The organism is Thalassolituus marinus (assembly GCF_020320395.1).
Lineage (GTDB): Bacteria > Pseudomonadota > Gammaproteobacteria > Pseudomonadales > Oceanobacteraceae > Venatoribacter > Venatoribacter marinus.
Window position 1 is genome coordinate 17,529 of record NZ_JAEDAH010000013.1, and the last position, 26,849, is coordinate 44,377.

Below are 26,849 nucleotides of genomic sequence, written 5' to 3' on the forward strand. Positions count from 1 at the left end.
GAACAGGCTGCACCCGGACAAAGTCACGGACAATATTAACGCGATGGCTCTAGCCAGATAATTATTCACCGGCTACCTCCGGCGTTTGCTGCTGTATCTGTTCATCTTCAACAGCGGATTCCACCTCGTTTGCTTCTGGTGTCTGTTCCGGAGCAATGATCTCCGGCTGCCCTGCCACATTGATCTGCAGTGCATCATCGTACAAGCGGGCAATAGAGAGACGCGCCTGAGCCTGGTAGTCGGTGACGCGAACGGTCAATTCGTCCAGATAGCCACTGATCTGCTGCTGCAGAAATTGCCGCTCATTGTGCTGCAGAGCCTGCAATTGAGATGCTGTCTGATTCAACGCCGCAACTGCGCGCTCAATGCGCTGCGGGAACCCTTGCCAGCTGCTGTCAGCCCAGGAAATTGCGGTGCGGGTATTGGTCAGCTGCGTCTGCAGGTCCGATACTTCCGACTGTAATGCCCAGTACGCATTCTGAGAATCCCATTCCCGCTGTGGACGGTTTTCGTAAATTTTCCAGAATTGAATGCCACGCGCTCGACGCCAGCGTTCTTTGTACATTGTCAGGTCACGGGTCGGGGTATTTATCCGCTGAAGAAACTCGACGCGCGGAACGACATTTAACAGATTCTGTACATTGTCCAGATCATCATCAGAAGCAAAGGCAAATACCTTTTCGTCTTCTGCCTGCAGCGCCTTACCCAGGTGAAACACTTTATCGCTAAGTTGCTGCTCGCGACGCTGTAAATCGCGCAGACGCTGCTCGCCATTCATAGACTTAAGTGTTTGCTGACGGCGCTCTACAACTGTCATCCAGGCCGCCATGTCATCCAGCTTGCGCTGAATCTGAATCTGCATTGCCGTCAGCTCATGCAGGCGGAACGCAGCAGAGGTAAAAGTGGGGTCATCCAGCAAGCCCTGTACCGTAGCGCTGAATTCTTCGTCCGGCATATCCGTGACAGAAGTACGCTGCCAACCCCACTCAGTATCCTGTTGTTCCAGCCAGCGATCCAGCCAGCTCTGAATTTCATCAGCCTGATTTTGTTGTGCCAGATCCTTCAGCATGGTCTGCAGACGCCCCTCCACCATTTCATAGGTTTTGAGAGACTGCGTAGTGGCATTCAGTAATTCCAATGCGTGCGGGACAGCCAGAATGGACTCCATCACCGCCGGATGGAATGCTCTGTATTTCTGCTGCAGTACACGCCATGGCTGCATCGCTTCTTCATATTTCCATTGCTCGATCAGCGCCCAGCCATACTGCAATAACGCTGGTGCGGTAAAGGCTGTGTTCTGACTGACCTGACTGAGATAAATCTCAGCTTCGCGTGACTTGCCAATTTCCAGCGCATGAATACCGGCGACCAGCAGTACCCGATCCCTCAGCGCCTGACCTTCATAGCTTTGCGGAGCGTAGAAAACCGCTTCTTCAACTAACTTTTCAATGTCTCGTCCCGGGCTATAAAGACGCATCCGGGCAATGATCAGGTTGTAACGGGCAAACCCTGTCCAGAGGGCGCTGTCCGGCATCTTCTGCAATGCCGTTAATGCATCAGTAATACGATCCTGACGGGCCATTGAACTGACCAGCAGAAAGCGTGCTTCTTCAACATAGGCAGCAGCCAATGGCTTATTGTCCGCATCGGACCGTGTTTTCAATGCCCTTTCGGCAGCCCATTCGGTCTCTTCCCAGCGGCCATCCTGCCACCATGCACGCGCCAGATAAAACCAGAAATTACCCGAAGCGGTGACCTGGCTGTTTGCACGGAAGATGTCATCGGCATCGTCTGTCAGCCCCAATCCCAGATAAACAGCTGCTTCCATAAGAGCCAGCTCGTCATCGGCCAGAGACTCCTGATACATTTTCAGTTCGCGCAGACTGTTCAATGCGCGCTGATAGTCATCATTCAGGTAGTGATACTGGAATTCACCACGCAATAACCGGTACACAGGGTTGGTTAAATCAGGCTGCGCACCAGCGGTCCCTGTCTGAATCAGACAGAGAACAACCAGCCAATGCTTAACGACGGAACAGAAGCGCATTAACGTTACCAGACTCTCAGCTCGGCCTCGGCACTTTGCCGCTCGCTGTTGTCGCTGATTACAATTTCCATCAGCAATGGTTTGTCCGATTTTTCAACGTTTTCATCCACCACCAGTTCACGCGGTTGTCCCATATGGTCAACGCCTCGGATAACGGCATGCAGATTGTGGCGACCAGGCCCGAACGTCATTTTGGCCAGCGGCTGCACAGCGCCCATACGCAAGGCTGACACCTGACGCTCGGTGTAGATATGGTGAACCGGATCGATGCCCCGAGCTGTTACTTCCACCGATAAAGGTTCGAAGAACTCACCATGCAGCAGTGAAAAATATACTTCCGCACGGGTCGTCGCCGGACTCATCAAAGCTTCTTCAAGCTCGTAAAGGTCTTTGTTAAGCTCCAGTACGGATCGCTTAACGTCGGCAATATCTGCGGAGATTCGTGCATCCTCCGCCTGAACGGTAAACGGAAATAACAGACAGGTCAGAATAACCAGCTTCATCATATAAACCTCAGTGCTCTTTCTGTGACTGAGCGGCCAGCCAGCCAGCCATCACAGATTCAACATCGTCGTAACGACGTGACAGGCTGCCTGTAAACAGATGATCCAGCACCCCATCACGATTAATCAGCATTACTGCTGGCTTTGGTTCCAGTTGCCAGGCCGTTTTCAGACGACCGTTATTACTCAGTACGGGCAAACGCATCCTCGGGGCTTCTGCATTACCTTTTGGTGTCCAGATCACCCAGCTTACCAGGCCGTCTATGGCATGACTCTCAGCCAGCAACTGATAGGCTGAAAGACGCTCTTCACAACCATCGCAGTAATCAGTCCAGATCAGCATAACCGGCAGGCCCTTTTGCTCTGCCAGCCGCTGTCCCCAGCCGCCATTGGCCGAAGGCAGAGAGAAATCATCAACCTTCTCACCCGGGGCTATGGTCTGGGCGAGCGCCGAAGTCGCACCGACAGTCAGGGTCAGAACCAGAAACCGAATGAAACGCCCCATTGCGCCCCCGAATTAACATCTAATTTGCTCAGTCGCTCATCATTGGTCTGGTAAATACGCCATCCCATAGCAACCCAATAATCACGTTCAATAATTTGCCAGGAAAATCCCAGCGCGGTATAGCGACCACTGGTATCACCAGTAAACTGTTCGCCAGCAAACATCTCGACAGCAAGTTGCCAGGGGTAGCTGCGACGTCCGTTAAAGCTGGCATTGCCCTGCATAACCGCATAGCCCATACCCGCAGCCAGTACAGATGCATTCTCGTTTGCCTCTACAACTACTGCTCCATCCTGTACTACGGCATCCTGATTGAATGGGGCATGCTGATATTCGCCACTGACGTACCAGCGGTCGGACGCCAGCCAGCGAACCGACATATTCACCCCAAGACGGGATTCAAGATTGTCCTGTGATTGATAGACCGCACCAATTCCGAGCATTGCGTTTCTGACAGGAATTGCTTCCTGCCCGCTAACCCGTACCTGGCGGGTATCGGGTTGATAAATATCACTGACAGCCTCAGCCTGAACGTAAGCAGATATTGGCAGTAGTGATAACAGCGCCAGTCTTTTCATCATATTGCCAGATTCCAGATAAGTGATGTGGCGGTAGAAACCTTGTCATCGCCCCCAAAAGCCTGTTCAGCCCTGAGTCGCAGGCGAAGATCGAAACGCTGAGCCAACTGCCAGACGAAGTCAGTCGAAACGGACAGCGTCGTCACACTGGTCGACTCTCCAGCTTCCTGCCATCGATCACTGTATCCATTGGCCGAACCGACACCTACGCCGGCATATCCCAGCCAATGCAGTCGGCTGAAACGCTGCAGCGGAAAGCTCGCACCTATTTCGTATGTCTGCCATTCAGCAAGACCACTACTGGCACGACGCATACGACCGTCCAGCGCGACCTCATTCGCCATCGCGTAAGCAAGATTGAATTCGTAGCTATCGTCCGTCGACAGGCCAAGGCTCAGTGACCAGAGCCCTGGTTCAGACGCTTCGTTAATGAACCATACCAGAGCGGCGGACCGTCCTTTACCAGGCTGCAGAACAGAAGCTGGCAGCCAGCCTTCGCGGGTTCCATCAGACACACGTACCCAGCTGCCCTGAGCAGATTGCAGCGATAAGTCTGAAGAAGAAGAGATATCGTAGACGACAGGAAACGCTGCGCCCGGACCCTTGCGCAGGTGATAAACAGCATCAGCAGCGTAAGCCGACGTGCCAAAAAACAGAGTGGTGATCAAAGCGGCCTGTAACAACAGGCGACTTGCGGTATTCCCCGGACCCAACATGGGTACAACAGCCCTTTATATTTTTTAGTTATGGGGCATCCATGCCTTTTTATCAGTGCCATTCTTCCACAAAGCACAGCTGACAATCAATCAGTACATTCGTACCGTTTTACTTGCTGAGTTCCTTCATCGCCTTCTCAAGACCTTCGAGCGTCAGCGGGTACATATGCTGTTTAACAATATCGCGGATCGCCCCCAGCGAACCGCCCTGCCCCCAGTAGGATTCCGGTGCAGGGTTAAGCCAGACCAGCTTGTCATAGTGATCAGCCATACGCTGCATCCAGACCGCTCCCGGCTCCTCATTCCAATGCTCCACGCTACCGCCAACATGCGTTACCTCATACGGCGCCATCATGGCATCACCAACAAAGATAACTTTGTAGTCGGGACCGTACTTACGAATGATCTCCCAGGTGTCTGAGCGCTCGTTCATACGACGGATATTGTTCTTCCACACCTGCTCATACAGACAGTTGTGAAAGTAGAAGGTCTCCATGTGCTTGAATTCAGTCCTGGCGGCAGAGAACAACTCCTCACACACCCGAACATGAGGGTCCATCGAACCGCCGATATCAAAAAACAACAGGACCTTAACCGTGTTATGGCGTTGCGGAACCATTTTGATATCAAGAAAACCAGCATTACGTGCTGTAGAACTGATGGTATCACCAAGATCAAGCTCATCCGCCGCCCCTTGACGAGCGAACTTACGCAGGCGGCGCAGAGCGACCTTAACATTGCGAATACCCAGCTGAATGCTGTCATCCAGATCTTTGTAATTCCGCTGATCCCAGACTTTGATGGCTTTCTTGTGACGGGACTGCCCCTGTTCAATACGAATGCCTTCCGGATTGTAGCCATTAGCACCGAAAGGAGACGTACCGCCGGTCCCAATCATTTTATTGCCGCCCTGATGACGCTTTTTCTGCTCTTCAAGGCGCTTTTTAAACTCATCCAGCACCTTGTCGAGGCCACCCATCGCCTCCAGTTTTTCCATTTCCTCCTCTGACAGCATGCGTTCGAATTCTTTACGCATCCAGTCCTGTGGAATATTGGCTTCATCCATAAAGTCCGGCAGCTCATCAAGACCTTTGAAATAAGCAGCAAAAGCTTTATCGAATTTATCGTAGTGGCGCTCGTCTTTTACCAGACAAAGCCGGGCTAAGGCATAGAAGTCATTCAGATCACCGAATGCCAGATGCTCACGCACACAGTTCACCAGATCCAGATATTCCGGAACCGAACAGGGAACTTTGGCTTTTCTTACCGTCTGAAAAAAATCGATCAGCATCGGGCTTACCCTTTACGGCGGCTCATAAATGCCAGTTTCTCCAGCAGCTGCACGTCCTGCTCATTTTTCAGCAATGCGCCGTACAGTGGCGGAATAGCCTTAGTAGTGTCTTTGTTGCGCAAAGCTTCAGGGCCGATTTCATCGGCCATCAGCAGCTTCAGCCAGTCAATTAACTCAGACGTGGACGGCTTTTTCTTAAGACCCGGTACTTTTCGCACATCAAAGAAAACATCCAGCGCTTCAGTTACCAGCGCAGATTGCACCTGCGGGTAATGCACATCAACGATGGCTTTCATCGTTTCACGATCCGGGAAGTCGATGTAATGGAAGAAGCAGCGACGCAGGAAGGCGTCCGGCAGTTCTTTTTCGTTGTTACTGGTAATCAGGATAATCGGACGATGTTTCGCGACGATACGCTCCTGCGTCTCGTAAACGAAGAACTCCATTTTATCGAGCTCAAGCAGCAGGTCGTTGGGGAACTCAATGTCCGCCTTGTCGATTTCGTCAATCAGCAGTACCACTGGCTTTTCTGCGGTGAATGCTTCCCAGAGCTTTCCCTTAACGATGTAATTGGAGATGTCGTGAACCTTGTCGACACCCAGCTGGGAGTCTCGCAGACGCGATACGGCATCATACTCGTACAGGCCCTGATGTGCCTTGGTCGTACTTTTGATGTGCCACTGAATCAGTTCAGTGCCAAGAGATTCTGCCAGCTGTTCAGCCAGCATGGTTTTACCGGTACCTGGCTCCCCTTTCAGCAGTAACGGGCGCTTAAGTGCGATCGCGGCGTTAACGGCCATCTGCAGCTCGGGAGTGGCTACGTATTCCTTGGTACCCTGAAACTTCATACTAACCTCTAGGTCAAAATATTCGACAAATCAGGCCAGCAGTATAAGGAGGGGGGTGATTATCGGCAAGGTATCGCGCTCCGAAGTCGGCGGAGCGCATACGAATCAGCTTTTGTTATCCTCATCAGCATCGAATTCACCCCAATCGTCCGAAGCTTCTTCGGCATCTCCCGCATCGAGGTCAAAATCATCATCCAGCGAGACGTCAATGTCTGCATCACTGCCCATCGTAGATGGAGCCCTGGCAGGCGCCGCCGGGGCGTCATCCTCAGGTAATGGGATCTCTTCCTCACCACCATCACTGAAATCATCAAAATCGCCAGCGAAGTCGTCATCTGACAAACCATCATCTCCGGCAAGTTCGTCACTGATACCGCCTTTCACTTCGGCTTCCGGCTCCGCTTTCGCTGTTTTCTTACGGCGCATAAACCACCAGGCCCCGGCGCCACCGAAAATAGCCAGATTTCCCAGCGCGAGCAGCAGATACACCCACCAGGCTATACCTTCATCCTCAGTCTCCTCCTCGACCACATCTGCCTGCTCGGCGAATCGCTTGGCAAGATCAGGGACAATTTCCGGCTCCGGCTGAACGGCCTCTGGCTCTGCCGCCTCCTCTGGCTTCTCTGCTGGTGGTTGCTCGGTTTTTTCCTCAACACCCGGTTCGGGAGTCGACTGCGCCGCCTCAGAGTCGTCCGCTGCACCGGCCGTATTACTCGCCTCCTCCTCCGAAGGGAGCTCTTCAGGCGCAATCGCCTGAGGCTTTATCAGTGGAAAATCCCTGACGATCTCTTCCGGATGGCTTTTAAAGGTAGTACCACCGGCAGTCACACCACGGATATTCAGCACCAGCTCATATCGGCCAGGTCCTTTTTCAGCCGTCAGATCCATCTGCCAGCCCTTTAAGGCGGGATCGTAGGCCATGGTATTGATCAGGGAGCTCGCATCAGGGTAGGTAACCTTAGCAATCACCCGACTGAGCGTGGTGTCAACATTGTCGCTCTTAGCCAGCACCTGTACGTGTACGCGCTCTTCCTCCGCAACGTCGATGACCTCTACAGACAGAGGCTCCATCAGGCTCGCAGTGAGTACCTGACGGCGCTGAAAAGTTCTTCCGACAGCGGTGACTTCAAAGCGGTATTCGCCGATCTGAGACAGACGCGTCATAGACTCCCTGAAAACCCCATCTTCTGGTAATGCCTCAGGATCGGACAAAAGTTTGCTTCCAGACCGGCCATCGGGTGCTGTAACTTTCAGAGTAAAGTCCGTTAACCCCAGAATCGCTTTCTCTGACACCACTTCACCGGCGTTGTACAACGCCATGGCCAGATCGACAGGTGTACCTGAAAACAGCGTATTAGGCAGGCCGTCTACCGATAGCGTCAGATCAGACAGAATCTGCACACGATTATCGGGATCAATATCTGCATCCGCTCGCCAGCTTCCAACCTCTGGTTCGCTAACGGTAATCAGATCGAAGTTAACATCTTCGTGCCAGCGAACATTGTCCATCGCCTGCGCACTTGCAGCACTCAGCTCTGCCCCGGCAGGCGAAATCAGTCGTGTCTGGCGTCCACCGGCCTTGCGGAAAACAAGTGCCGTGAATTCAGAAACGCTGGCGTCTATTTCAAACAGATTGTCGTCCATCGGAACCTGTTCAACTGGCACAGCACGATCAAACGCCTTAAGAAATGCCTTCAGCAGTGCATCAGCATCGGATGCTTCCAGGTACATACCACCGGTTTCAAGGGCAATCTGCTGTAGCAACTCAGTATCTGCTGCTGCAGATAACCCCACGGTATGTACCCGAACTCCCGCCTCGGTGTAGCGCGGCAGCACTTTATCGAACAGTCGTTTGCGCTCGGCTTCATTGATATCCCGACCAGCATCTGCTGGCATATCAATTCTGCCATCCGTCAACAGAATCACGCTCTGATCAAAACCGCTGTCAGCTGCCAGCTGCCAGCTCGCCTTTTCAAGAGCCCCGGTGAGGTTGGTATACAGGCCAACCGAGTTAATGGACTTTGCCTGTTCCTTAGCGCGCTCACGCCACCCCTTATCTACCAGATCCAGTGGCACCATCATGTTGACGTAATGGCCAAAGGTCCACACGCCACTACGGGCGTTATCGGGTAATAACTCAACCAGAAGATTCAGTGCCGGCACCCGAAGATTCGCGGGGTCCGTTTCTTTCATACTGCCGGAAATATCGACAATGATGCGCACATCAGACGGCTTTTCAGCTGCCTGTATCAGAGAGGAATAAGTGAAAAGGAATGGCAGGAGTGATAAAAACATCACCCCCGACAGCCAGCGATTAATCATCATAACTGCTCCCGGGGGTCACAAACTTACAGCGAAGATTCGAGTACGCGACGACCTTTTTCGGTGATATGCCAACGTACGCCATTTTTGCCACTGACTTTGCCTGCCAGGCTGCGATTAACCAGCACGTGCAGTGTTTTAAGCACAGTAGACTCTTCCTGATTAGCCTCGCGGCAAACACCTGCCAATGAGCGGAAAATAAACCGACCACTGGACAGAATTTTCAGAACCTGTGTCGAAGTAACATCCAGCTCATCGTTTGCCATCTGTACGTGAGGATCTTCTTCCTGAGCACTATCCTGCTCAGTTTCGGTATCAATCAGCGGCAGCAGCTCACTCTGGATAATACGAAGATTCTGTTGAGTTTCTTCTGAGCGCTGCTTAGCTGCCTGAGCTTCACTAAGAATACGATCGGACAGATTGTCGATAAAGAAACGACTCAGCAGAGCCGAAATCAGACAGAAACCAGTAAAAATAAGCAGACGGCTTGGGTCGCCCTGGCTTTCGAGAACCAGTTCGCTGTTCACCATATCCAGCACCACTGGTACCAGAAATGATGCGCCCACACCCACTACTAAAAAACGCGGCAGACTTGCTGCATCCCGATCTTTGTCGCCATACAGGTAGTAATTTACCAAGCCCCCAAAAATGCCAGCCAACAGCATGACAGTTGCCAGAATGAAGATATGATTAGCCATGTTCCAACCTCTCATCCATTAGAGCGTGACGATGTCACCCCTAATCCGATTACTCCACTGACGGATAACCCCCAAGTTAAAGTCTGTGTACAGCAACTGCTTCCAGCCGGAATACTGAACACTCCTGCATTAAAACTAGCAAAGTTTTATCGGTTAGCCAGAAATGGAATAAAAAAAGTTGAGAATTGACAAAATAAAGGCCGGATTGTTTTCACAAACCGGCCTCATCTGATTTTTAAATATCGCCAGATACGTATATTTAACATTTGTTAATCATTATTTTCGCCACGCGCTCTGAACCAGCGGACCAGCTGTCTGAGCGCCAGAACTACCACTCCGATACACAAACCGGAAAGCAACCAGGTCACCGAATACATAGCCGCCGTCATACCCTGTGCAAGTATGGTAAATGGTAAAACCACAAATACCGGTGCAAAGAAAGCAGAGCCAGCCTCGATCGGTGCCGGGGTAAATAACAGAACAACACCCAGCATATTCAGAAAACGGCGAACATCAGATTCAGGAGATAGCCAGAAAAACAACCCTCTCCAGCACCAGTAACCAATCATCGCAAACAATAAATAGCCGACCCAGAACGGCAAAAATTCAACTACGCCTTCCATATAATCCGGTCCTGCCATTCATCTTCACTAAGTTTGTCGTCGGCAATGCCCTTGCCTCGAATAGAAACCCCCGCCTGGTGAACGCTATCCGGGTCACCGGAAACCAGAGGGTGCCAGTCAAATAAAGGCTTACCTTCCGCCAGCAAACGATAAGCACAGGTCGGCGGCAACCAGAAAAACTGATGCGCCTGCTCCGGCGTCAGCCAGACACATTCAGGAACTTTTTTGTTGCGTTCGGTATAGACGGTACAACGGCAATTGCTGGTATCCATATAGCGGCAATGGACATCGGTGTAATACACATCGCCCGTGTCTTCGTCTTCAAGCTTATGAAGGCAACACAAAGCGCAACCATCGCATAACGACTCCCACTCCTGACGAGTCATTTCACCCAGCTTTTTGACCTGCCAGAAAGGCTGCGAGCTCATTCTTTATCCAGCTTACAGAACAGATCCAGCATGTAGGTTTCACGCGGAGGTGGCATTTGCAGGTAATAGCCTTTTTCTTCAATGCCAGCGAGTACTTTTTCAGCATCCGCACGAGCCAGCTTGCGCTCAGGGCTCAGCATCATAGTCAACGCCAGTTCCGGTTTTCCGAATATTTCGTAAAGTTCTTCCGGCACTTTTTCGAGACCGTCTTTACGGCTTACATAAAGATACGCTTCGTCTTTTTTACGACTTTTATAGATATCACACAGTACTTTGGTCATTACTTTGTTTTCTCAGCGAGATAACTCTCGTCTGGTCCTGCAGCATTTCAATTAAATAGTCACCGATTTCGGCTTTACGCCAGCCATTTAGACTTTCCGGCAAACGATAAGGTCCATTGGGGTAACCAGTGCGTAGCAATGCTTCGAGCGCTTTTTTACGCGCCAGCATTTCCGGCGGAATGCCCAGCATGTCCGCTTTCTCAGTTACCGCTTCCTTCATGATTTTCAGCCACTGTCCCGCCTGAGGCGACAATGGACGATCAAGCTGTTTCGGCCACGCCGATTTATCTGCAGCCATGGTTTCGCTGATAATTTTCAGCAATACCTTTCCATCATTACGAATAGCCGGCTGCGGCACGCCAGCCTTGGCCAGCTGATCACGATTACCCGCCTTGTATCGAGCAAGATTCCACAGGGTGTTGTCATCCAGCACTTTGCTGCGCGGAACATTGCGCTCACGAGCCTGCTCTTCACGCCACATTACGAGCTGTTGTAACAGCAACAACTCCTGTGGCCGCAATTTCCAGGCAAGTTTAACGCGCCGGTAGTAAGCGGTGATTTTTTCACTTTTTTCCGCAGCGCGGATCATACGTTCAGAGTCTTCACTTACCCACCCCTGACGCCCCAGCTGACGCAGCGTGGAAACCAGTTTGGGATAAAGCTTGTAGAGGTAATGAACGTCTGCAACTGCATATTCAACCTGCTCTTCACGCAATGGCCTGCTCAACCAGTCGGAGCGCGTCTCTTCTTTCGGCAGATTGATATTAAGAACTTCCTTTACCAGACGCTGAAACCCCATAATGCCGCCAAGACCTGCGAGCGCTCCACCTATCTGAGAGTCAACCAGTGGTGACGGCATGACACGGGTAAGACGCCTGCACACTTCAAGGTCTTCTGCGCATGCATGAAAGACTTTAACCACCATGGGGTGGCTGAAAAGCTCCGCCAGTGGTGCCCAGTCAGAAATAGTCAGCGGATCAATCAATGCCGAACCCTGGCTGCAGGCAATCTGAATCAGCCCTGCTTCCGGGTAAAACGTTTTCGTTCTGACGAACTCAGTATCAACCGCGAGATAAGCTTCGGATGACCACGATAAGCAAGCCTGAGCCAGCTGCTCGTCCGTTGTGATCCAGCGGGGCTCAGGTATTTTTAACCGACTCATACACCCTTTCCCTGTATCAGCGCCTGTTGATCGGTTCTTGTCACCTGCACATCAGCCAGCATATCGGCAATGAACCACTCAGTGGCGTCCGCTTCGACACCGCCCGGGAACACCAGAAAAACTGACTGAATCTGCTCATCCACGACCCGCTGACGCAGCGCCTGCAGCTTCAGCTGACCCGGACCCACGCCTGCCGATGGCGACAACAAACCATGCAGGACAAATAAATTGTGGTGCCCGGCATCCTGCAAGAGCTGATGAGTATTGAGATCAACAACCACCATAAGCTGTGCATCGTCAGACGGCGTTAAACACTGCTCACATAAGGGTGACATCGCCAGACAGAAGCATCGTTCGCACAACTGCAGCGAGCTGCGCGCCTTAACAATTGCTTCCGCCAGTCTACCGCCAGCTTCATCCTGAATGACAAACTGCGCCAAACGATCGGCTGCGCGCGGGCCTACCCCTGGCAATGCATCAAAAGCGTTCATCAGATTCAGGTATGCAGATGGCTGCGGCATAACTCAGAATGGCAGCTTCATGCCTGGTGGAAGACCCATACCCGACGTCAGTTTGGACATTTGCTCCTGATTATTCTGCTCGATTTTACGAACAGCATCATTCACTGCCGCCGCCAGCAGGTCTTCCAGCATTTCTTTGTCTTCTTCCATCACAGAATCATCCAGCTCGACGCGCTTAACATCGTGACGGCCAGTCATAGTGACTTTGACCAGTCCCGCGCCTGATTCACCAGTTACTTCAGCATCTGCAAGTTCCGCCTGCGCCTTCTGCAGCTGTTCCTGCATTTTCTGCGCCTGCTTCATCAGGTTGCCCATTCCACCTTTAATCATAAGGTTCTCCTGTTATGTTTAACTGACCGGACGAACAGTATCGTCCAGCACAAAGCCTTCAAATTCATTCAGAATCCGCTGCACCAGCGGATCACCATCAATGGCCTGACGAGCACCGTATTGTGCTTCAGCCTGCAATCGTTGCCGGCGCTGCTCCGGCGTCTCTCCGCGCGGTGACTGCAGCACCATGGAAATGGTTGCTGCAGGCAGCAACTCCCGCAGTGCATCCTGGATGCGCTGCTGCTGCCCCGGATTAAAAAGCGCCCCCTGCACCGGATCAACATCAAATTCGTAACTGTCTGCACTGACACTGACTAATGCGCTGTTGCGTGCAATCGCCATCGGCAAACCGGCAAGAGCGAGGTGCCCCACCCACATCCACCAGGTATGAGGCTGTAAAGGAGGCAACTGATCTCGTTCTGACACAATGGTGTCATCCACTGACTCTGCAGCCTTAGCTTCGTCATCAGCAAGCCCGGACTCAGTTGATACATACGAGGTGGTATTCAGTAATGCTGCCATAGCCCCCGGTTGTGGCTGACTATCAGCAACGGGCTCTGGCTCTGGCTCTGGCTCTGGCTCTGGCTCTGGCAAATCATTATTCAGCGCATCTGCTCCACTGCCATAGTCATTTACACCAATGGCAGGAGATACATCAGCGGCCTCGGCCAGATCTTCACTCTCAACAGATGCAGTAACGACGACCTCTGATTCCGCAAGACTGGACTGATCATTCGAGACGTTCGTAACGGGGACTACCGCCGCTTCCGGGGTAGTGGCCACCGCCGGTGCAACAGCTACAGCACTCTGTACAGGAGTTGATTGCGAACAATCAGGCGTCAGTGACTTTTTTTTTTCGAGTACTGTCGTCAGGTCGAGATCAACGGGGGCATTTGGCGCCGGACGGAAAGCCAGCATGCGCAGCAGCACCATTTCAAAGCCCTGACGAGGATCGGGGGCAATGGCCAGATCGGCACGGCCATTTAAAGCGATCTGATAATAGAGCTGCAGATCTTCGGCGGGCATAGCCATCGCAAGTTGCAGAATGGCTTCGCGATCGCCCTCTGCGTTATCAATAGCATCGGGCACCACCTGAGCAAGCGCTGCGCGATGCCAGATGGTCAGTAACCCCTGTAAAACTTCGTCATAGTCGGGACCGTGCTCGGCCATTGCAGCAATCTCGGCAATCACCTCAGGAGCCTCCGCCCTGGCCATGACTTCCGCCAGCTTGAACAGCCGTCCGCGGTCCATTGTACCCAGCATGGCATTGACCTGAGCCTCGCCAACGGATCCTTCGCCATAGGCAATTGCCTGATCAGTCAGGCTCAATGCATCACGCATACTGCCCTGAGCCGCTCGACCAAGCTGCCACAAAGCTGGCTCTTCATACTTCAGCTGTTCAGCTTCCAGCACTTTGGCCAGGTAACTGACAATACGCTCTGGCGTCATGTTCTTCAGACTGAACTGCAGACAACGCGAGAGTACGGTGATTGGCAGTTTTTGCGGATCGGTGGTCGCCAGCAGAAATTTGACGTGGGCCGGTGGCTCTTCCAGCGTTTTCAGCAAGGCATTGAAGCTGTGCGTTGACAGCATATGCACTTCGTCGATCAGGTAAACCTTAAAGCGTCCACGTGTCGGAGCGTACTGAACGTTGTCCAGTAACTCGCGGGTATCTTCCACCTTGGTGCGGGATGCGGCATCGACCTCAATCAGATCAACAAAACGGCCTTCGGCGATCTCGCGACAGGCACTGCATTCACCGCAGGGACGGGCACTGATGCCCTGCTCGCAATTCAGGCATTTAGCCAGAATTCGGGCGATCGTAGTCTTACCGACACCACGGGTTCCGGTAAACAGGTAGGCATGGTGCAGGCGTTGTTCATTCAGAGCGTTAATGAGCGCTCGCAGCACATGCTCCTGCCCCACCATTTCATCAAAGAAACGGGGACGCCATTTTCGGGCAAGTACTTGATAACTCATGTATTTTCCAGCACCAGAGATTACGCAATGAAGCGCATGATACCGTGTCAGAGAGGGAAAGTCAGTGCAAATTGGAGATGACCTCTGCCAGCCACACCCCGGCACACGAGTCGACCACTACCGTTGCTCCCTTCCGGGCCTGGCGGGGTTCGCGGTTTATCGTTGCGAGGGGACCAACAGAGGCCACCATAACGGCCCCAACGATTGTTGGGAGGCGGCACAGTAACGAAAACCGCCAGAAATATCAAGCAGTTACTCGACAACAACCATTTCTGCAGGAGTCACATCGACAACCGCTTCGATAAAGCGGCTGAATCCCCGCTGCGGGCCGAGCATTTTAGGACGGGACAGATAATCCGACATGGTTCCGGAGATACGCTGCTCAATCTGCTCACCATTGCGGAAATACAGCCGCAGAATGGCACGCTGGGCATCCGCCACACCGCGAATAACCGACATTGACGCTGCGAACCGGTGACAGAGACGCTGACTACTGGTTTGCTCCTGATACCAACGAAGCATCTGCAGATCACCATCCAGATAAATCACCAACGGTTTATCCTGATCGAGCTGGCGAAACTTTCGATCGCATACCGTAATAAATTCACCCTGGTCAGCGCTTGATTCCGCGCCAATAGACAGTTCGGGTAAACCATATAACGCAACAGGTTCCAGTAACGTACCACTACCAGCCTGCACAACGGCACCCGGAGAAGATAACTGGGAGTCATCAGACACTGTTGGCGTGGCTGCGCAGCCAGACAACGTCAATACTGAGAGCCACAGGCAAACCCCTGCCCTGGCGGAGAGTTGCTTTCCTAGCACATCAATTCCTGGCTGATATTCAGCTCAAACTAAGAACTCAGTTTAGGGGCATTGTCCTGCCATCGCAACGCCGGTCGTCCAAAAGCCATACCTTGTTCAGAGATGGAGCCACTGCTTAAGCGCCATTTCTACGACATCCGCCCGAGACAGACCCAGCTCGTCGCAGATTTTATCCATTGCATTAATCATGTCCCCGTCCAGCTTGATTTCCAGACGCTGCAATCCACGGTCCTTGTCGCGCTGACGCTGCATACGTTTATTGATTCTGCACTGGTGCGAGCGATCATACGGATTGCTGCGCGGCCTGCCCGGGCGGGCGGGCGCGAACATATCAATGGTTGTCCGATCTTCGGGCTGAATGGACATGAATCCCCCAATAAACAATAGCGGCGCAATTATCACCCCGACTTCCCCGCTTGCCAACTCCGTCGACTGGCAATACTGTTACCTTTTTGCGTCATCAAGTAGTTGAAATGGATAATCACAGCACATCAGTACCCGCTTCCCAGCTGACACCCGCCTTCAATACCCGGATATTTAACTTTGCCGACACCCGGGAACTGGAACCTTTTCAGGGCGTTCTCGGTCAGGATCGCGCCGTCAATGCCATTCAGTTTGGCGTCGCCATGCAGAAGCCCGGCTACAACATTTTTGTCATGGGCGAGACCGGTACTGGCCGTTCGTCCTACGTTCGCGACTACCTGCGCAGTGAAGCCAAGCGCCAGCAGACACCGAACATCTGGTGCTACGTCAACAATTTCACAAACCCTCGAGAGCCGGCAGCGCTAGTACTGGCGCCGGACGAGGCAGATGAATTCTCGCGCCTGATCAGTGATCTGATCGACCAGCTGCTGGCTACCTTCCCCGCCGCTCTGGAACACCCGACCTACCAGCAGAAAAAATCGGCCATTGATTACGTTTTCAATCGTCGCTACGACAAAGCAATTGAGCTGGTTGAGCGTGAAGCGCATAAACGTGGCGTCGCCGTATACCGCGACTCATCCGCTATCAGCTTTACACCAATGCGGGAAGGTAAAGCGCTGGATGAGACCGAATTCGCGCAGCTTTCGGAAGAAGAGCGCGATGAATTCCACAACGACATCGCCGAGCTGGAGCAGATGCTGAGTGATCAGCTGGCCGAACTGCCACAGTGGAAGCGCGAAAGCAGCAACTCTCTGCGACAGCTGAACCAGGAAACCATCAAAGAGGCCATTACGCCACTTATCCAGCCTATACGTGAACGCTTCAACCACCACGACAGTGTTATCAGTCATCTCGACGCCATGGAAGAACACCTGCCCCGTCTGGTGCTGGAGGAGCTGGTTGAAGAGCGACTGCTCGAATTACGCGAAGAATACGCCAAGCGCAGCAGCCTTGAAGAATCACTGCTGCCGAATATTGCTACCAACCATGTTGCCGACAGCGGCGCTCCGGTCGTTTACGAACCCCATCCGAGCTACGCCAATCTGTTTGGCCGCATAGAGTACGCTAACGAGCAGGGAGCCCTGGTAACTAACTACCGTCGCGTCACTCCGGGTGCACTGCACAAATCCAATGGTGGCTATCTGATCCTGGATGCTGAAAAAGTACTTTCAGAGCCCATGGTTTGGGATGCCCTGAAACGTGCCATTCAGTCTCGCCAACTGAAAATGGAATCTCCCTATTCCGAACTCGGCCTGATCAATACCACGACGCTGTTGCCGGCAGTGATTCCACTCGATTTCAAACTGGTGCTGATTGGCTCGCGCAATATTTATTATCTTCTGCAGGAATACGACGAGGACTTCAAACGCCTGTTCCGCGCAGTCGTCGACTTTGACAGTGATCTGCCCTTGAATGACGACACCCTCTACTCATACGCCCGCTTGCTGAAAAGCCGCATCGATGAGCAGCAGTATGCCGATCTGGATAAAAGCGCGATTGAACGTATGGTGCGCTACAGTGCTCGCCTGGCTGAACAACAGAATGTTTTGAGCGCCTGCATTGGCGATCAGTTTGATTTGTTGGCTGAGGCAGATTTTATACGCCGCATGGCAGGAGATGAGCTCATAAGCGCCAGTCATATCGATCGTGCGCTGCAGGCGAAAACCGAACGCACGGGCCGGGTCTACGATAAGTTATTCGAGCAAATGATGGACGGAACGGTATTACTGGAAAGCAGCGGAGAAGCCATCGGTAAAATGAATGGCTTAACCGTAATGTCTCTGGGCGACACCAGTTTTGGTTCACCGGCGCGCATTACAGCGACCGTTTATCCTGGCCACAAGGGCGTGGTTGATATTGAGCGCGAAGTGTCCCTGGGCCAGGCCATTCACTCGAAAGGTGTGATGATTCTGTCTGGCTTTCTGGGTAACCGCTACGCGCAGAAGTTTCCGCTGGCAATTTCAGCACACATTGCCATGGAACAATCCTATGGTTACATCGATGGCGACAGCGCGTCATTAGCAGAACTCTGCTGCCTGATCTCAGCCCTGATTCACAGCCCGATAGATCAGAGCTTCGCCATGACAGGTTCTGTGAATCAATACGGTGAAGTACAGGCCATTGGTGGCGTAAATGAGAAGATCGAAGGCTTTTTCCGCCTGTGTGAAGCGCGCGGATTAACCGGCAAACAAGGCGTCATTATTCCTGAGTCGAACCGCCGCAACCTGATTCTCAAACCGGAGGTAATCACTGCCGTTGAGAAAGGTTTATTCAGCATCCACTGCGTGACTCATGTCGATCAGGCGATCGAATTACTGATGCATCGGGAGGCCGGTAAGGCTGACGAAAAAGGAGACTTCCCTGCAGGAACAGTCAATGGCGATATCATTGCCCGACTGGAGGCGATTTCTCGCATGGGTGAAAAAGAAAAGGACTGATAGTTCAGTCCTTTTTATCGTACGCCGCGATCAGTGCAACCAATTTGTGGCGGTCGATGGGTTTCGTAACAACGTCATTCATCCCCGCCATCAGACACTGCTCCCGATCGTCTTCAGTGACGGCACCGGTTAACGCCAGAATAAAGCCGTCATACCCTGCGCCGCGCAACGCTCGTGCGGTCGCCGGGCCATCGAGCCGAGGCATATGGTAGTCCAGCAAAATGGCATCTGCTGCCATAAAACCATCACTATCGAGCAACGCCTGACCATCAAAGAAGCACTCGATAGAAGCGCCATGATTCTGCAGAGTCCGACACAAAACTTTCTGACTGGTCTGATCATCCTCTGCCAACAGAATATGAACACCCGCCAGCACAGTAACATTGTCCATTGTCTGCGCTTCAGGGATTTCACTACAGGCTTCATCCTCTTTCAGAGGAACCATCAGCCAGAAGCGACTACCCCGCCCCTGCTGACTGTCGGCGCCGACCTTGCCACCCATCAGCTCTGCGAGGCTGCGGGAAAGACTCAGGCCCAGCCCGGTGCCACCGTAACGCGCTGACGTTTCCGCACTTTCCTGCTCATAGGCTTCAAAAATACTGGCAAGTCGTCCTGGCCGAATACCAATACCGGAATCTTCAACTTCAGCGAACAACGACCAGCTTCCGCTGTCCTGCTGGCGACACTGTACTCTGAAGACTATGCGGCCCCCATCGGGCGTGAACTTCTGCGCATTACTCAGATAATTAATCAGAATCTGCTGAATACGCTGACCATCGCCGCGCATCCAAAGGTCAGGGACTTCGGCGGCGTCGACATCAAACTGAATATGGCGCGCTTTGAGTGGTGCCATAAATACGGCCGCAACACGCTCAATCAGATTCGAAATACGGAACGACTCACTGTAAAGCTCAAGCTTACCAGCCTCAATCTTCGACACATCGAGCACATCATTGACCACTCCCATCAACGCATCCGAAGCGTGACGAAGATCCTGAATCAGTGCTTTCTGCTCATCTGAAAGGCTGGTGTCAGACAGCAAGGCCACCAAACCAACCACGCCATTAAGCGGAGTACGGATCTCATGGCTCATGTGCGCCAGAAACTGGGTTTTAGCCATTGATGCCTGCTGTGATACCTGTGCCTTAAGCGCCATGGCTTCTGCGCGAAGAATATCGAAATAGCCCCGAACGGCTGTGGTCACGGCAATAATCATACGTGACTGACTGGCATCCGCCTTCATCAGGTAGTCGTTTATATCGTAGTCCTGCACGACCTGACGCTCAGGGGCATAACCCGGCTGACCAGTACGCAGCAATATACGTAAACGGAAGTTATTGAGGTCGGTACGAATATACTCAACCAGACGCAGACCAGCGTCATCGGATTCCATTACCACATCCAGCAGCAATACGGCGATATCGTCCCGCTGCTGTAAAATGGTACGCGCCTCGGCGGCGCTCAATGCTTCGAGGATTTCTACCGGGCGTCCCTGATACTGATAACGGCCCAATATCAGCCGGGTCACTTCAAGGACAGCAGGATCATCATCGACAACCAGCAGCACGATGCGCTCTGGCAGGATGTCGTCGAATGTCATTGATGCAGAGAGCCCGTTCACCCGGAGAACTCCGGATTATGAGGCATTGTATTCTGCGTTTTCATTTCAATGTCTGCCATGAATTCCCTTGAACGGCAGTTTACCCTTAGTTGAACCCACACGAATAGCCCGGGATTCATCTTTAAGCGTAGAACTCAGGCAGCGTTTGTGCAGGTTGGCCAGCGGTCGTCACACAGGACAATTAAGGCCAACCTGATTACTGTAAGTAACGATCAGTTGCTTACCAGTGCCTTCTTAAGTGATTTCTGAATAGGATCTTCAGATAACCAGATGCCGAACAGCGCCTTTTTGAACTCCAGCCCCTTAACATTGGAGGCTGCCTTACCGTCACGGTAAACCGTCACACCCTGACCTGGCTCATATACCAGATCAAAGATATCACCCTTCTCAATTTCTTCCTGAAAGGCCTTAATCAGTTCTTCCACTTCCGTCTCAATAGGTGCCAGATTGCCGCCGGTAGAGCGTACAAAACCATCACGGGTGGAGTCCGCCATACGCTTGCTGGTAATCATATCGGAGGTAATAAACAGGCGAATTGCCATTGGCTCATCGGAGTCAATAATCTCGCTGGCCTCTGTCATCTGATTTGGCAGATACAGCGCTGCAACGTAAACATCGAGGAAAAACTTTGACCGAACACCAGCACCGTTCAGCACCAGCTTATGCCCCTCGACAGAAAACTTGTCACCGACATCAATATCGCCGACTTCAATAGCCTGCACAGCGGAAGAGAGACCCAGCATCAGAGCCAGACCGAACAGAATACGGATCATGTGAGAAGTCCTTTGTGATTGTTGTTATTTGATTCTGATAGGTCTGTCCGTGTTCAGTTCAACCAATACGGCAGAAATATCAGTGCACCGATAATAACAGAAGCCAAGGCCGATACCAGCACCGCGCCAGCTGCCACATCCTTAGCTTGCCCGACCAGTGGATGGTCCTCAGGATGTGTTGCGTCAGCCAGGCGTTCGAGCGCCGTATTAAAGGCCTCACAAGCAATGACGAAGCCACAGGCCAATACCAGAATTATCCATTCAGACCGGGAAATATGGGTCACTACGCCAGCAACGATCACAGCACCAACAGCCAGCACATGAATGCGGGCGTGGGACTCGGAGCCGATCATATGCAACAAGCCATTACCCGCACAGGTAAAAGCCCGGGCTCGCTCGCTAATCCAGCTCATAACCGCAACCATAAAAATGCCGGCTGAAAGCCGGCATCTCATATATCAACGAAAGTCTTTCAGGTTGCGACTGACAAAGCGCAAAGTCATTTCAACCAGGTTTTCACCGGAATCGTAGAAGCGGTCATCCAGCTCTGCGATCTCATCGGCGTATTCACTTTCGACCTGGTCAAAGAACTCAATGCGTTCATCTTCATCAGCAGGAACACGACGATCATCGAAGAAGTCGATCAGTCGGTTCATCAGGCTATGGGTTTCTTTCGCTTTGATTCGTTCGAGAGCTTCCAGAGTATCTTCGGCCAGAGCGCCGACTTCATGATGAATAAACTGCACAAATCCGCCGTTTTCCATCTCTCTGAGCAGCCCATCAATACAGAAAACCGTTTTTTCTGCATCGTTCAGGGCCTCATATCCCTCATCCGATTCTTTCGCGTAAATGACATCAGTAATCTGAAGAAATGAATCAGTTTCATCAGCAACGTCCAGCGCCGCCTGAATCTCCATGTTCATAGAACCTACTCATCGCTCTCTTGGGTGGCTTTAAGGAAAAGTCACAATAGCCTACCCTTCAGCCTTTGACAAAGGTTTTAAAACTCCATCGGGGCCCTTCTGTTGCAACAGGTTGACAATCAGATCGGCTGCCAACTGTGGCTGCTCCATAGGAAAACAATGCCCACCTTCAACCTGCTGCCAGCGGATGTTTGAATTCCCCTTTTGCGCTTTTTTGGCCGCGCGGGAAATAAAACCATAACTTTCGGTCGCGACCAGTATGTCGACAGGAACCTGAATACTATGAACAGCGCGCCACAACCCACGAGGATAAGAACCGAAAATTGAAGCTTCCCACTCAGGATCGCAGGACAGAGTCAAACCCTCCTCCACGGGCTCGGTGCCGCCACTGATGAACTCATCCAGAGCCTCGCTGGTCCAGCGTCGGTAAAGCGACTTACGACACAGATCGTCACGCATCGTCTCGCGATCCGGCCAGTTACGACGACGTGCGCTTACTGCTTTTACCAGCGCAGAGCGCTTCCACAACCCGCTTTTGCGTGCCACACGTTGAAACAGCACGACTTCCGGAGAGAACAATACCGGATCGAGCAAAATAATCCGCTCGAACAGCTGCGGGTGTTTTGCCGCCATCAGCATCGTCAGAACGCCACCCATTGAGTGGCCGATACCAATCACAGGCTTCCCGCCAGCACGGGCCTTAATACCCTCAGACACGCTCTCAGCAATGGCCTGCCAGTCCGGCATATCGTGATTAGGTTGCTGCGAGCGGCCGTGACCCGGAACGTCTGTCAGATAGACATCACCAGCCGGGTTAAGAGACTGCAGCATGGGCCAGAGAGTTCGTGCGCAAAAGCCATTTCCGTGCAGTACATGAATTGCAGGGGCGGACGATTCTCCGTTGGCAGTCCAGCCGCCAAGACCATTGCGACTCCATGGTTGGAGTCCGTTGTTATTGTTGTCTGTCATCTCTATTGCTCTGATCAGCTTTTTATAAATTGTTAACAAAGGTCGACTTTATAGGGAATAAAACGCGCCATAGAAAGCCCCGACAGGAAGTTTTGCCAAAAGTGGTCTTGAATGAGAAGCAGAAAAACCGGTTTAGCTTTACCTGACCAACGCCATGACAAGGAGAAAAACAATGACGTCAGCCAAGACCCTCAGCGCACTGGAAGCGAACCGCCGATACACTGACATGAAAGATGCCCAGGCCACGATGGCTCAGGCTCGCCGGGATCTGGATGCCCGGGTTATCGACGAGGAGGAGTACACACACATCTGCGATGTGTGTGTGAAAATCATCCGCTCCTGCGAGGACTGATCAGGCGACCGCCGACTCAGGCACGCCACTGTGGAAACGGAAGTCTGAGTCTGGCGACTCAATCAGATCACGTTCCAGCTCCCGGAACTGCGCTACGCGCTCATCAATCGGCGCGTCGGCGTACTGCGCTGCCAGCGTCAGATAATCCTGATAATGGCGCCCCTCAGAGCGCAACAACGAGCGGTAGAATTTAGCCAGCTTCTCGTCCAGAAACGGCGCCAGTTTGGCAAAACGTTCACATGAACGGGCTTCGATAAAAGCGCCGACGATAAGCACGTCAATCAGCTCATCAACACCACCTTTGCGCACAGCGTCACGTAAACCTGCTGCATAGCGTGATGATGATACGTGCCGATACGCGACACCACGCTCTTTCATGATGTTTACGACCTGCTCGAAATGCAGCAATTCTTCACGCGCCAGCTGACTCATTTTCTTAAGCAGATCTTCACGATCAATGTGTTTGTAAAGCAGATTCATCGCTGTTGTCGCAGCCTTCTTTTCACAGTTGGCATGGTCGATCAGCATAATATCCTGATTCTGCAAAGCCACATCCACCCAGCTGTCTGGTGTGGGGCAGGCCAGAAATTCATTAATTTCGGCCAGTACCGCTTCTACACTCATTGCCCTTCCTCAATCATGTTCTGCAGCACGTCACGCAGCTGCCCTTCAATCACCACAGACTTCTGCGACTCGGCATCCATCAGGCAGAAAGTAACAATGGCGTCGGCGATCAGCTCAGTAGGCTCACCATTTTCAAGCAGGCGGACCTCCTGAATGGCCTGAGCGCTCTTATTACCAATTTTGCTCATGCGAGTGATAACCCGGATCACTTCGCCAGCATAAGCCGGACGGCGGTAACTGATATTGATATTGGCCACTACAAATGCCAGATCGGCTGACTCGAACAGATCAAAAAAGCGATAGCGTTCAAAGTAGTCCCAGCGCCCCTCTTCCAGAAATTCCAGGTAGCGGCCGTTGTTTACGTGGTGGTAGATGTCGAGGTGATAACCACGAACTTTGATATCAACGGACATAGGAAGATCTCTGTACAAAAGGCGGGGATTCTAATCAATCCTGCGGCATCTGTTAACAGGACTAACCTGTCTGGCCAGACTGCCAGCGTAAGTCATGCAGATTAAAACCCAGCGGAACATCGGTACGCAGTGTTGCCAGCGCACGGGTCAGCAGGGCTGACTGCCAGTGTTTTTCCAGTGCATTGCGACTGCGGGTATCCAGCGTATCAAGCTGAGCGAGCAGCAGATCAAGCGTGCGGTAGCGATCCAGAAGCTGGCCAGCGGTTTTCGGGCCAATGCCCTCAACTCCCGGTAAGTGATTGGTCGTGTCGCCAGCCATACCCCAGAAATCAGGCAGCTGCTCCGGTCGCAGGCCGAAACGATGACTGACCATTTCCTCATCCCAGCTGAAGCGATCGAAATGGTTACGCACCTTCAGGCGACCATTGACCAACTGACAAAAACCTTTATCGGTAGACAGAATATCTACCTGCAATCCGGCAAAAGCCGCTTTGCTGGCCAGCGTCGCGACCACATCGTCACCCTCCCAGCCAGCCAGTTCGAGACAATATAATCCCGCTTGCTGAAGGTAGCGGCGCAGAGAATCCAGCCCCTGCTCCAGCTCCTGCGGCATCGGCGGCCGTCCCTTTTTGTAATCCGGCCACACCTCATGCCGCCAGGTGATGCATTTCTGCTCAAATACCACTGCCACATGAGTGGAGTCCAGCTGTGCCGCGTTGCGTGAAATAACACTGAGACAACGACTCTGTGTTGCCTCCAGTGCCAGCTCGCTACCTTCCGCCGCTGCGTACATACGCCGAATAAGATTCATCGCATCAATTATCAGCAACTTCATGGCTGATCGCCCTCCACAGACGATTGCTGCTGAGCACTCCACAACTGGGCGTAAAATCCATTGGCCGCCAACAGCGCCTGATGCGTACCACTTTCCACCACTTCGCCCTGTTCAACCACGGCAATGCAATCGGCATCCACAACCGTCGACAGGCGATGAGCAATAATCATCGCCGTATGACCAGCTGCTACTTCGCGAATGGCTGCCATAATGCCTTTTTCGGTACGAGAATCGAGGGATGACGTGGCTTCATCAAATACCATAATGGCTGGTCGTTTGAGCAGCATCCGGGCAATAGCAATACGCTGCTTTTCGCCGCCGGACAATTTCAGGCCGCGCTCACCCACAACGGTTTGCAGACCATCAGGACAACTGGCCACCAGATGCTCGAGATGCGCCATACGGATCACATCCTGAATTTCCTGTTCGCTGGCATCCGGTTTTGCATACAACAGGTTATTCAGTAAGGTGTCGTTAAACAAAACCGTATCCTGCGGCACAATCCCCAGCACCGAACGCAACGCCTGTTGCGGCACATCACGAATATCCTGACCATCAATCAGAATTCGCCCCCGACCTACATCGTAAAAGCGGAACAGCAATTTGGTCAGTGTCGATTTTCCTGCCCCGCTACCGCCAACAATTGCCAGCGTTTTTCCCGCGCTAAGCGTCAGGGATAAATTGTGCAGAATTTCGCGACCATTCTGATAGGCGAAACCCACCGACTCAAAACGCACTTCGCCGCGGTTTATGTTAAGTGTTTGCGTCCCGCTATCCGGCACCGCTGGTTGCTCGTCAAGCAACTCAAACATGCGTTCAATATTGGCCATCGACGCTTTAATTTCCCGGTAGATAAAGCCGAGAAAATTCAGCGGCAGGAACAGCTGAAACATAAAAGCGTTAATCAGCGTAAAGTCGCCGATGGTCATGCTACCCTCAATGACATAGTACGCCGCAAACAGCAGCATGGATGCCATGGCGCTACTGATAATCAGCGCCTGACCACTGTTCAGGGAAAACAAGGAGAAACGATTCTTACGGCGGGCATTTTCCCAGCGTGCCAGCGAGTCATCGTAAAATCCTGCTTCACGCTGCTCAGCGGTAAAATATTTAACCGTTTCGTAATTCAGCAAACTATCGAGCGCACGGGCGTGGGTAGTTGAATCCATGCGATTGGCTTCACGCACATACTGTGTGCGCCATTCCGTTACTTTCACCGAATAGGCAACATAAGCGATTACCGCCACAGACGTAATCAGGCCAAACACCGGCGGGTAATTGGCCAGCAACAAGCCAATCACCAGAAACAGCTCCAGAAAGGTCGGTATGATATTAAAGATCATGAAACGCATCAGAAAACTGATGCCGTTCGTGCCACGCTCAATATCGCGTTGCAGTGCCCCGGTCTGGCGATTCAGGTGAAACTCCAGACTGAGTTTGTGCAAATGCTCAAACACGCGCAATGCCATACGCCGCATCGCTCGCTCGGTAACCCGGCCGAAAAATAAATCCCGTAGTTCACCGGCAAATACGCTCATAAAACGCACAAATCCGTAGCCCAGTAACAAGCCCAGCGGGAACCAGACCCACCAGTCAGTCGCAACCGCGTCCCCGACACCTGACAGGTGATCGACCTGATGTTTCAGCAGGAATGGCATAGAAACACTGGCAACCTTGGCGGCGATCAGGCACATGAGTGCCGCAATAACCCGACCGCGGTATTCCATCAGGTAGGGCCAGAGGGTCTTTACCCAGTGCCAGCCCCGATATTGTTGCGGAGCATTTTCAGGGACAAACTGCGCAGATTTCATCTAACTGTT

The 26,849-nt window shown here is 52.4% G+C and carries 30 protein-coding genes and 1 other RNA gene; 3 read left to right on the forward strand and 28 right to left on the reverse strand.

Annotated features, from left to right (window positions below):
• Positions 1-61 precede the first annotated feature (61 nt).
• From I9W95_RS03025 to I9W95_RS03065, 9 genes are all read right to left on the reverse strand, one after another.
• Positions 62-2,047: a tetratricopeptide repeat protein gene (locus I9W95_RS03025; protein WP_225671712.1), complete on the reverse strand. Its 1,986-nt coding sequence runs from the start codon at positions 2,045-2,047 to the stop codon at positions 62-64.
• A 5-nt stretch (positions 2,048-2,052) separates the two neighbouring features.
• Complete coding sequence (locus tag I9W95_RS03030; RefSeq protein WP_225671714.1) at positions 2,053-2,553, reverse strand: hypothetical protein; 501 nt, start codon at positions 2,551-2,553, stop codon at positions 2,053-2,055.
• A 7-nt stretch (positions 2,554-2,560) separates the two neighbouring features.
• Entirely contained in the window at positions 2,561-3,055 is a 495-nt protein-coding gene (locus tag I9W95_RS03035; RefSeq protein WP_225671716.1) for a peroxiredoxin family protein, read from the reverse strand.
• Positions 3,025-3,636, reverse strand: a complete 612-nt coding sequence (locus tag I9W95_RS03040) for a hypothetical protein (RefSeq protein WP_225671717.1) — start codon at positions 3,634-3,636, stop codon at positions 3,025-3,027. Before I9W95_RS03040 ends, I9W95_RS03035 begins: the two co-directional genes overlap by 31 nt.
• Entirely contained in the window at positions 3,633-4,349 is a 717-nt protein-coding gene (locus tag I9W95_RS03045; protein WP_225671719.1) for an SH3 domain-containing protein, read from the reverse strand. Before I9W95_RS03045 ends, I9W95_RS03040 begins: the two co-directional genes overlap by 4 nt.
• A 109-nt stretch (positions 4,350-4,458) precedes the next feature.
• Positions 4,459-5,640: a vWA domain-containing protein gene (locus tag I9W95_RS03050; protein ID WP_225671721.1), complete on the reverse strand. Its 1,182-nt coding sequence runs from the start codon at positions 5,638-5,640 to the stop codon at positions 4,459-4,461.
• Positions 5,641-5,645: 5 nt separating this feature from the next.
• On the reverse strand, positions 5,646-6,488 hold the full coding sequence (locus I9W95_RS03055) for an AAA family ATPase (protein WP_225671723.1): 843 nt from the start codon (positions 6,486-6,488) through the stop codon (positions 5,646-5,648).
• 105 nt (positions 6,489-6,593) lie between these two features.
• Positions 6,594-8,813, reverse strand: a complete 2,220-nt coding sequence (locus tag I9W95_RS03060) for a vWA domain-containing protein (protein WP_225671725.1) — start codon at positions 8,811-8,813, stop codon at positions 6,594-6,596.
• 23 nt (positions 8,814-8,836) lie between these two features.
• Positions 8,837-9,508, reverse strand: coding sequence for a YEATS-associated helix-containing protein (locus I9W95_RS03065; RefSeq protein WP_225671727.1), 672 nt, complete (start codon positions 9,506-9,508; stop codon positions 8,837-8,839).
• On the opposite strand from I9W95_RS03065, the gene I9W95_RS03070 reads away from it, so the two are divergent.
• The gene (locus I9W95_RS03070; protein WP_225671729.1) at positions 9,497-9,697 is read left to right on the forward strand and encodes a hypothetical protein; all 201 of its coding nucleotides are present in this window, start codon (positions 9,497-9,499) and stop codon (positions 9,695-9,697) included. The genes I9W95_RS03065 and I9W95_RS03070 overlap by 12 nt on opposite strands.
• A gap of 80 nt (positions 9,698-9,777) precedes the next feature.
• Here I9W95_RS03070 and I9W95_RS03075 read toward each other — a convergent pair whose 3' ends face one another.
• The 10 genes from I9W95_RS03075 to ybfE all read right to left on the reverse strand — a co-directional run bounded on the left by I9W95_RS03075 (position 9,778) and on the right by ybfE (position 16,024).
• On the reverse strand, positions 9,778-10,131 hold the full coding sequence (locus I9W95_RS03075) for a hypothetical protein (RefSeq protein ID WP_225671731.1): 354 nt from the start codon (positions 10,129-10,131) through the stop codon (positions 9,778-9,780).
• The gene (locus tag I9W95_RS03080; protein ID WP_225671733.1) at positions 10,119-10,559 is read right to left on the reverse strand and encodes a YcgN family cysteine cluster protein; all 441 of its coding nucleotides are present in this window, start codon (positions 10,557-10,559) and stop codon (positions 10,119-10,121) included. Before I9W95_RS03080 ends, I9W95_RS03075 begins: the two co-directional genes overlap by 13 nt.
• Complete coding sequence (locus I9W95_RS03085) at positions 10,556-10,840, reverse strand: YcgL domain-containing protein (protein ID WP_225671736.1); 285 nt, start codon at positions 10,838-10,840, stop codon at positions 10,556-10,558. The genes I9W95_RS03080 and I9W95_RS03085 overlap by 4 nt, the downstream gene beginning before the upstream one ends.
• Positions 10,821-12,002 carry a ribonuclease D gene (gene rnd / locus I9W95_RS03090; protein WP_225671738.1) on the reverse strand — a complete coding sequence of 394 codons (1,182 nt, stop codon included), beginning with the start codon at positions 12,000-12,002 and terminating at the stop codon, positions 10,821-10,823. The genes I9W95_RS03085 and rnd overlap by 20 nt, the downstream gene beginning before the upstream one ends.
• Entirely contained in the window at positions 11,999-12,523 is a 525-nt protein-coding gene (recR, locus tag I9W95_RS03095) for a recombination protein RecR (RefSeq protein WP_225671740.1), read from the reverse strand. Before recR ends, rnd begins: the two co-directional genes overlap by 4 nt.
• 3 nt (positions 12,524-12,526) lie before the next feature.
• The gene (locus tag I9W95_RS03100; protein ID WP_225671743.1) at positions 12,527-12,853 is read right to left on the reverse strand and encodes a YbaB/EbfC family nucleoid-associated protein; all 327 of its coding nucleotides are present in this window, start codon (positions 12,851-12,853) and stop codon (positions 12,527-12,529) included.
• 18 nt (positions 12,854-12,871) lie between these two features.
• A complete protein-coding gene (gene dnaX, locus I9W95_RS03105) occupies positions 12,872-14,833 on the reverse strand; it encodes a DNA polymerase III subunit gamma/tau (protein WP_225671745.1) in 1,962 nt (653 codons plus the stop codon).
• A gap of 82 nt (positions 14,834-14,915) precedes the next feature.
• Positions 14,916-15,012, reverse strand: an RNA gene (ffs, locus tag I9W95_RS03110) — signal recognition particle sRNA small type.
• A gap of 73 nt (positions 15,013-15,085) precedes the next feature.
• Positions 15,086-15,658: a hypothetical protein gene (locus I9W95_RS03115; RefSeq protein ID WP_225671747.1), complete on the reverse strand. Its 573-nt coding sequence runs from the start codon at positions 15,656-15,658 to the stop codon at positions 15,086-15,088.
• A 96-nt stretch (positions 15,659-15,754) separates the two neighbouring features.
• On the reverse strand, positions 15,755-16,024 hold the full coding sequence (gene ybfE, locus I9W95_RS03120; RefSeq protein ID WP_225671749.1) for a LexA regulated protein: 270 nt from the start codon (positions 16,022-16,024) through the stop codon (positions 15,755-15,757).
• Positions 16,025-16,131: 107 nt separating this feature from the next.
• On the opposite strand from ybfE, the gene I9W95_RS03125 reads away from it, so the two are divergent.
• Complete coding sequence (locus tag I9W95_RS03125; RefSeq protein ID WP_225671751.1) at positions 16,132-18,519, forward strand: Lon protease family protein; 2,388 nt, start codon at positions 16,132-16,134, stop codon at positions 18,517-18,519.
• A gap of 4 nt (positions 18,520-18,523) precedes the next feature.
• On the opposite strand, the gene I9W95_RS03130 is transcribed toward I9W95_RS03125, so the two are convergent.
• The 5 genes from I9W95_RS03130 to I9W95_RS03150 all read right to left on the reverse strand — a co-directional run bounded on the left by I9W95_RS03130 (position 18,524) and on the right by I9W95_RS03150 (position 22,805).
• On the reverse strand, positions 18,524-20,140 hold the full coding sequence (locus I9W95_RS03130) for a response regulator (protein ID WP_225671753.1): 1,617 nt from the start codon (positions 20,138-20,140) through the stop codon (positions 18,524-18,526).
• A 212-nt stretch (positions 20,141-20,352) separates the two neighbouring features.
• The gene (locus I9W95_RS03135; RefSeq protein WP_225671756.1) at positions 20,353-20,913 is read right to left on the reverse strand and encodes a chalcone isomerase family protein; all 561 of its coding nucleotides are present in this window, start codon (positions 20,911-20,913) and stop codon (positions 20,353-20,355) included.
• A 53-nt stretch (positions 20,914-20,966) separates the two neighbouring features.
• Positions 20,967-21,326 carry a diacylglycerol kinase family protein gene (locus tag I9W95_RS03140; RefSeq protein ID WP_225671758.1) on the reverse strand — a complete coding sequence of 120 codons (360 nt, stop codon included), beginning with the start codon at positions 21,324-21,326 and terminating at the stop codon, positions 20,967-20,969.
• A gap of 45 nt (positions 21,327-21,371) precedes the next feature.
• Positions 21,372-21,836, reverse strand: a complete 465-nt coding sequence (locus tag I9W95_RS03145; RefSeq protein ID WP_225671760.1) for a DMP19 family protein — start codon at positions 21,834-21,836, stop codon at positions 21,372-21,374.
• 51 nt (positions 21,837-21,887) lie between these two features.
• Positions 21,888-22,805: an alpha/beta fold hydrolase gene (locus I9W95_RS03150; protein WP_225671762.1), complete on the reverse strand. Its 918-nt coding sequence runs from the start codon at positions 22,803-22,805 to the stop codon at positions 21,888-21,890.
• A 172-nt stretch (positions 22,806-22,977) separates the two neighbouring features.
• Here I9W95_RS03150 and I9W95_RS03155 point away from each other — a divergent pair, with 172 nt between their 5' ends.
• Positions 22,978-23,157, forward strand: a complete 180-nt coding sequence (locus I9W95_RS03155; protein WP_225671764.1) for a hypothetical protein — start codon at positions 22,978-22,980, stop codon at positions 23,155-23,157.
• Here I9W95_RS03155 and miaE read toward each other — a convergent pair whose 3' ends face one another.
• The 4 genes from miaE to I9W95_RS03175 form a co-directional block, all read right to left on the reverse strand.
• On the reverse strand, positions 23,158-23,781 hold the full coding sequence (gene miaE / locus I9W95_RS03160; RefSeq protein WP_225671766.1) for a tRNA-(ms[2]io[6]A)-hydroxylase: 624 nt from the start codon (positions 23,779-23,781) through the stop codon (positions 23,158-23,160).
• Positions 23,778-24,194 carry an acyl-CoA thioesterase gene (locus I9W95_RS03165; RefSeq protein WP_225671768.1) on the reverse strand — a complete coding sequence of 139 codons (417 nt, stop codon included), beginning with the start codon at positions 24,192-24,194 and terminating at the stop codon, positions 23,778-23,780. The genes miaE and I9W95_RS03165 overlap by 4 nt, the downstream gene beginning before the upstream one ends.
• Positions 24,195-24,255: 61 nt before the next feature.
• Entirely contained in the window at positions 24,256-25,029 is a 774-nt protein-coding gene (gene xni / locus I9W95_RS03170) for a flap endonuclease Xni (RefSeq protein ID WP_225671770.1), read from the reverse strand.
• Complete coding sequence (locus I9W95_RS03175; RefSeq protein ID WP_225671772.1) at positions 25,026-26,840, reverse strand: ABCB family ABC transporter ATP-binding protein/permease; 1,815 nt, start codon at positions 26,838-26,840, stop codon at positions 25,026-25,028. Before I9W95_RS03175 ends, xni begins: the two co-directional genes overlap by 4 nt.
• Positions 26,841-26,849: the final 9 nt, after the last annotated feature.

Excerpts from the sequence above, each read along its gene's own strand:
- I9W95_RS03025 (WP_225671712.1), bottom strand. The coding sequence starts at position 2,047 with ATGCGCTTCTGTTCCGTCGTTAAGCATTGGCTGGTTGTTCTCTGTCTG.
- I9W95_RS03030 (WP_225671714.1), bottom strand. The coding sequence starts at position 2,553 with ATGATGAAGCTGGTTATTCTGACCTGTCTGTTATTTCCGTTTACCGTT.
- I9W95_RS03035 (WP_225671716.1), bottom strand. The coding sequence starts at position 3,055 with ATGGGGCGTTTCATTCGGTTTCTGGTTCTGACCCTGACTGTCGGTGCG.
- I9W95_RS03040 (WP_225671717.1), bottom strand. The coding sequence starts at position 3,636 with ATGATGAAAAGACTGGCGCTGTTATCACTACTGCCAATATCTGCTTAC.
- I9W95_RS03045 (WP_225671719.1), bottom strand. The coding sequence starts at position 4,349 with ATGTTGGGTCCGGGGAATACCGCAAGTCGCCTGTTGTTACAGGCCGCT.
- I9W95_RS03050 (WP_225671721.1), bottom strand. The coding sequence starts at position 5,640 with ATGCTGATCGATTTTTTTCAGACGGTAAGAAAAGCCAAAGTTCCCTGT.
- I9W95_RS03055 (WP_225671723.1), bottom strand. The coding sequence starts at position 6,488 with ATGAAGTTTCAGGGTACCAAGGAATACGTAGCCACTCCCGAGCTGCAG.
- I9W95_RS03060 (WP_225671725.1), bottom strand. The coding sequence starts at position 8,813 with ATGATGATTAATCGCTGGCTGTCGGGGGTGATGTTTTTATCACTCCTG.
- I9W95_RS03070 (WP_225671729.1), top strand. The coding sequence starts at position 9,497 with ATGATTAGCCATGTTCCAACCTCTCATCCATTAGAGCGTGACGATGTC.
- I9W95_RS03065 (WP_225671727.1), bottom strand. The coding sequence starts at position 9,508 with ATGGCTAATCATATCTTCATTCTGGCAACTGTCATGCTGTTGGCTGGC.
- I9W95_RS03075 (WP_225671731.1), bottom strand. The coding sequence starts at position 10,131 with ATGGAAGGCGTAGTTGAATTTTTGCCGTTCTGGGTCGGCTATTTATTG.
- I9W95_RS03080 (WP_225671733.1), bottom strand. The coding sequence starts at position 10,559 with ATGAGCTCGCAGCCTTTCTGGCAGGTCAAAAAGCTGGGTGAAATGACT.
- I9W95_RS03085 (WP_225671736.1), bottom strand. The coding sequence starts at position 10,840 with ATGACCAAAGTACTGTGTGATATCTATAAAAGTCGTAAAAAAGACGAA.
- rnd (WP_225671738.1), bottom strand. The coding sequence starts at position 12,002 with ATGAGTCGGTTAAAAATACCTGAGCCCCGCTGGATCACAACGGACGAG.
- recR (WP_225671740.1), bottom strand. The coding sequence starts at position 12,523 with ATGCCGCAGCCATCTGCATACCTGAATCTGATGAACGCTTTTGATGCA.
- I9W95_RS03100 (WP_225671743.1), bottom strand. The coding sequence starts at position 12,853 with ATGATTAAAGGTGGAATGGGCAACCTGATGAAGCAGGCGCAGAAAATG.
- dnaX (WP_225671745.1), bottom strand. The coding sequence starts at position 14,833 with ATGAGTTATCAAGTACTTGCCCGAAAATGGCGTCCCCGTTTCTTTGAT.
- ybfE (WP_225671749.1), bottom strand. The coding sequence starts at position 16,024 with ATGTCCATTCAGCCCGAAGATCGGACAACCATTGATATGTTCGCGCCC.
- I9W95_RS03125 (WP_225671751.1), top strand. The coding sequence starts at position 16,132 with ATGGATAATCACAGCACATCAGTACCCGCTTCCCAGCTGACACCCGCC.
- I9W95_RS03135 (WP_225671756.1), bottom strand. The coding sequence starts at position 20,913 with ATGATCCGTATTCTGTTCGGTCTGGCTCTGATGCTGGGTCTCTCTTCC.
- I9W95_RS03140 (WP_225671758.1), bottom strand. The coding sequence starts at position 21,326 with ATGAGCTGGATTAGCGAGCGAGCCCGGGCTTTTACCTGTGCGGGTAAT.
- I9W95_RS03145 (WP_225671760.1), bottom strand. The coding sequence starts at position 21,836 with ATGAACATGGAGATTCAGGCGGCGCTGGACGTTGCTGATGAAACTGAT.
- I9W95_RS03150 (WP_225671762.1), bottom strand. The coding sequence starts at position 22,805 with ATGACAGACAACAATAACAACGGACTCCAACCATGGAGTCGCAATGGT.
- I9W95_RS03155 (WP_225671764.1), top strand. The coding sequence starts at position 22,978 with ATGACGTCAGCCAAGACCCTCAGCGCACTGGAAGCGAACCGCCGATAC.
- miaE (WP_225671766.1), bottom strand. The coding sequence starts at position 23,781 with ATGAGTGTAGAAGCGGTACTGGCCGAAATTAATGAATTTCTGGCCTGC.
- I9W95_RS03165 (WP_225671768.1), bottom strand. The coding sequence starts at position 24,194 with ATGTCCGTTGATATCAAAGTTCGTGGTTATCACCTCGACATCTACCAC.
- xni (WP_225671770.1), bottom strand. The coding sequence starts at position 25,029 with ATGAAGTTGCTGATAATTGATGCGATGAATCTTATTCGGCGTATGTAC.
- I9W95_RS03175 (WP_225671772.1), bottom strand. The coding sequence starts at position 26,840 with ATGAAATCTGCGCAGTTTGTCCCTGAAAATGCTCCGCAACAATATCGG.